Here is a 4,658-nt window from a genome sequence, read left to right on the forward strand (position 1 = left end):
GCCCCCTGGAACACCCCGCCCCGCACCTGACCACACCCACACGGCCCCGGACCCCGGGCCCGCCACCACGGCGAGCCCAGGCCCGGGGCCCCGGCCATTCCCCCGGAAGCTCAGCCCCGGCCCGGCCCCACAGCCACCGCGCCGGAACCACCCTCCCCCCGCTGCTCCACCGACCGCACCACCCGGCCGCCGCTCTCCCCACGCCCCGGCCCCACCACGGCAGCAGCTGATGGCCCCGCGTCCGCCGCCGGCCGCCCCGACGCCTCCTCCTGCTCCTGCTCCTGGCGGGCGAGCCGCCGCAGCTCCTTGACCAGATCCACCCCAACCCCCAGCCGACGCGCCGAACCAGAGACCGTCTCCCCGGCCTCCGCCAGCCGCGCCACCACCCCGGCCGCCACCAGCCGAGCCCGACGCACACGTCCCGCCCCCCGCTCCCGCACCAGCCGGACCTCCTCCACCTCACGCGCCACCGCATCCTCCTCCTGCCGCGCCAGCTCAAAATCCGCCACCAGCTCATCCAGCTGCGCCTCCCGCCGCACCCGCCGCGCCTCGGCCTCCTCCGCCTCCCGCCGCTGCTCGGCCATCCGCCCCGCGGCCCGCGCCAGCGCTTCCTTCCGCCGCGCCAGCTCCCGCGCGTTCCGGCTCCTGCCTTTCGCCGCCATACCGGCCCCTCCATCCGTGCCTGGAAGCCCCGCAACCCGCCGGGGCTCTTTTACGCGTCAGTGTCGAACGCCCCCAACGGCCCGGCCCCCGCCCGCCTGCGCGCGTCCCCAGGTTCGTGGCCCGGGCGGCGTTGGGGCCGTTCCCGGTGCCTGCTGTGGTGGTCCACTGGCAGGTGTGATGACGATGAAGCCGCTGTCGGCGGGGGAGGGGTACCGCTATTACCTGCGCAACATCACGGTGGCCGACGGTGTGCGGGGCAGTGCCGGGGCCGCGTCCTCGAGTGTGCCGGGGGTCCCGGCCGGGGTATGGCAGGGGCGCGCGGCGCGCGCCTTGGGCCTGGAGGGCACGGTGACAAAGGCGCAGATGCGGTCGCTGATCGGGCTCGGGATGCACCCGGAGGCGACGCGGATCATCGCCGAGGAGCAGGCGGGCGGTGCCTCGCCGGGGCAGGCGGTCAGGGCGGCGAAGCTGGGGCCCGCGGTGCCGCAGCTGGCCGAACTCTCCCCGCTGGACCAGCAGATCGAACACGTTCTGCAGGAGGCTGCGCAGCACTTGTGCCGGCCGCTGACCACAGCCGAGGCGCACCGGCTGCGGATGCGGACGGCGGCGGCCGCGTTCGAGGAGGAGTATCACCGCCCGCCCGCCGACGGCCTCGAGCTCGGCCGGTACCTCGCGGCCCGCACCGGGCCGCAGCGCCAGCCGCGCACCGCCTACGACCTGACGTTCTCATTCGCCGAGAGCGAGCTGTGGGCGCTGGCCGGCCCGGCCACACGCCAGGTCATCGAGGAAGCGCACGAGGAGGCCATCGGGGAGGCGTTGGGGTGGCTGGAGGACAATGCGCTGGCGGTGCGCACCGGCCCGGGCGGCATCGCGCAGCAGCGTGCGGTCGGCGGGCTGCTGTGCACCCGCTTCAGGCACTACGAATCACGGGCCGGGGACCCGATGCTGCACGACCACGCGGTCATCAGCTCGCGGGTGAAGGGCCCGGACGGCCGGTGGCGCAACCTCGACAGCAGACTCCTCTTCCGCGAGGTGGTCAGCGCCAGCGAGCTGTACAACCAGCGGGTGCGGGAGCTGGTCTGCACCCGTCTGGGGCTGCGCACCGAGCCGGTCGAGGTCACCCCCGGGCAGCGGCCGGTGATGAAAATCGCCGGGATCGACCCCAGGTTGCGCCGCGTTTTCTCCCAGCGCGGGGAGACGGTACGCACCACCGCTGAGGCCCTGTTCGAGGACTACCGGCGCCGTCACGGCCGGCAGCCGGACACCCCGGCCCGCCGCGGGCTGCTGGAGCGGGCCCGCACCAGCACCCGCCCGCACAAGCGCCCGGCCCGCTCCCTGGAGGAACTGCTGGCCACCTGGCGCGTGCGGGCGATCGCCGCGACCAGCCGGGCCACGGTCGAGACACTCCTGAGCTCCGCCCGGGCCGCCGCCACTGCCGCACCAGCCCCCGAAAGGGACATCGACATCGGCGAGGCCGCCGCAACCGTGCTGGCCGCCGTCTGCGACCGGCGCGCCACCTTCCGCCGACGCCACATCCTGGCCGAAGCCCGCCGCTACCTGATGCGCACCCTCCACGGCGCCACCGCCCCCGCCGCTGTCGCGGACAGCATCGCCGATGCGGTGCTGGCCGAGGCGGACTGTGTGGACATCACCCCGCCCGAGATCAACCCGCCCCACCCCGACCTGATGCGGGCGGACGGGAGCAGTATTTACCGGCCCATCGGCTCCAGCACCTACACCACCCGAGCTCTGCTGGCCGCCGAGGACCGGCTGCTGGCCGCCGCCAAAACCCTGGTCATCCCGCCCGTCTCCCGGGGCACCTTCAACCGGGCCGCCGCCCTCTACCGGGGCCCGCTGGATGCCCGGCAGCGTGTCCTGGCCCGCTCCTTCTGCCTCTCCGAGCACCTCCTGACCACCGGGCTGGGCCCGGCCGGGGCGGGGAAGACCACGGCGATGCGACTGGTCGCCAAGGCCCTGGACGCCGCAGGCACCCGCCTCATCCCGCTCGCCCCCTCCTCCCGGGCAGCCAACGTCCTGGGCAGCGACCTGAAACGAAAAGCGCACACGCTGCACGCCTGGCTCCACCAGCGCGACCGCGCCGCCGCCGGCAAACCCGTACCCAAGGACTACCGGCTGCGCCGGGGCGATGTCGTCCTGATCGACGAAGCCGGTATGGCCGGCACCCTCCTCCTCGAACGCGTCCTGCGCCACGCGGCCGCCGCCGGCGCCCATGTCCGCCTGCTGGGCGACCCCCACCAGCTGGCCGGGGTCGAAGCCGGCGGCGCACTGCGCCTCCTGGCAAACGCCACGGGGGCGGTGGAGCTGGACCGCCTGCACCGCTTCACCACCACCGGCGAAGCCGAAGCCTCCCTGACCCTGCGCGACGGCGAAGACCCCCACACCGCCTTCACCTGGTACCGGGACAGGGGCCGCATCGTCGCCGGCACCTACCAGGAGATGTGCGACGCGGTCTTCACCGCCTGGAGGCGGGACACCGAACGCGGCCGCACCTGCCTGATGACAGCCGCCGACACCGCCTCGGTCACCGCTCTCAACGCCCGCGCCCAGGCCTGGCACATCGCCTCCGGCGCCCTGGACACCTCCCGCTCCCGGCCGCTGCGCCACGGCCAGTCCGCCCACGTCGGCGACATCATCTGCACCCGCCTGAACCGGCGCCGGATGACCGTACGCCGGGACTTTGTCAAAAACGGCGACACCTGGCGCGTCCAGCGCATCACCCGCACCGGAGACCTGATCGTCCGCCACACCCTCCACCGCGGCCGGATCCGCCTGCCCGCCCACTACGTGGGCAAGCACTGCGAACTGGGCTACGCCTCCACCATCCACCGCGCCCAGGGCATGACGGTGGACACCTCCCACGCCCTGGCCTCCCCCCGCTCCGACCGCGAAGGCGTCTACGTCCAGCTCACCCGCGGGGCGCGCACCAACCGCCTCTATCTCGCCCTGGACAACGCAGAGAACCTTCCCCACGTGCTGCACCAGATCGCCTCCCGCCGCCGGGCGCAGCTCTCGGCAACCGAGACGATCGCCGCCCTGCAGCGGGAGATCGGCGCCCCGGGACAGCTCGCGGCCGAATTCACCGACGCCTCCTCGCGCGCCACCACCGCCCGCCTGACAGGCCTGCTGGAGACCACCCTCGGGCCCGGACTCACCGCGCACTTCATGGCCGCCGATGCCTTCCCCGCCCTGACCCGCGCCCTCACCGATGCCGAACACGCCGGCTTCGACCTGCCGCGCCTGCTCACCCACACCGCCCTCCGGCGCGGCTTCGCCGACGCCGATGACCCCGCGGCGGTGCTCACCTGGCGGCTACGCGACCGCCTCGCGGACGCCACACAGGCCGCCGACCCCAACCGCACACGCCCGCTGGCCGCCCTGTCCCTGGCCCAACTCGACACCCTCGCCGACCTCGCAGCCGCACACCGGCAGGCTGCCCGGGAGAAGCTCCAGACCGCCGACGCCGCGGCCACCACCCTGCCCCGCCCGGTCACCACCCGCGCCGGACACACCCATCCGGCCTGGCCCGACCGCCCCTTCGGCCCGCTCACCCGCAGCGAACTGGCCACCCACACCGCCATCGCCCGCACCACCGCCCGCCGCGCCCACGAACGCGGCGACCGCCTCTCCGCCACCGCACACACCCAAATCGCCCAGCTCAAGGCCGAAACCGCGCTGCGCCGCGCCCTGATCTGGCGGGACGCTGCCCGCGAGGACTGGCAGCGCGAACCCGCACCCGGTCACTCCCGCACCGCCACCCAGCCCCTGAAGACCACCCGCCGTCAGATGGCTGACGCCCCGGCCCGCCAACAACACGCCCGCACCGCGCTGGCCCGCGCGCACGCCGTCACCGAGAAGGTGGCAGCCGAACGCCGACTCCGCGAGAAACTGCCCGACCACCTGCCCCGCCTCCCCGACCACACCGGGCAGGTGCCCGACTGGGTCGCCGACCGCACCGCCCTCACCCACCCCCAAAC

General features: G+C 74.6%; 2 protein-coding genes. One reads left to right on the forward strand and one right to left on the reverse strand.

Features of this window, described 5'->3' with window-relative positions; all coding sequences use genetic code 11:
- Positions 1 to 110: 110 nt before the first annotated feature.
- Complete coding sequence (locus tag ACTWQE_RS33645) at positions 111 to 662, reverse strand: hypothetical protein (protein WP_443332890.1); 552 nt, start codon at positions 660 to 662, stop codon at positions 111 to 113.
- A 178-nt stretch (positions 663 to 840) separates the two neighbouring features.
- On the opposite strand from ACTWQE_RS33645, the gene mobF reads away from it, so the two are divergent.
- A partial coding sequence (gene mobF, locus ACTWQE_RS33650; RefSeq protein WP_443332891.1) for a MobF family relaxase occupies positions 841 to 4,658 on the forward strand: 3,818 nt, incomplete at its 3' end.

The organism is Streptomyces sp. 8N706 (assembly GCF_052245415.1).
Classification (GTDB): domain Bacteria; phylum Actinomycetota; class Actinomycetes; order Streptomycetales; family Streptomycetaceae; genus Streptomyces.

Bases quoted from the DNA above. Each gene is read 5' to 3' on its own strand.
- ACTWQE_RS33645 (WP_443332890.1), bottom strand. From the start codon at position 662: ATGGCGGCGAAAGGCAGGAGCCGGAACGCGCGGGAGCTGGCGCGGCGG.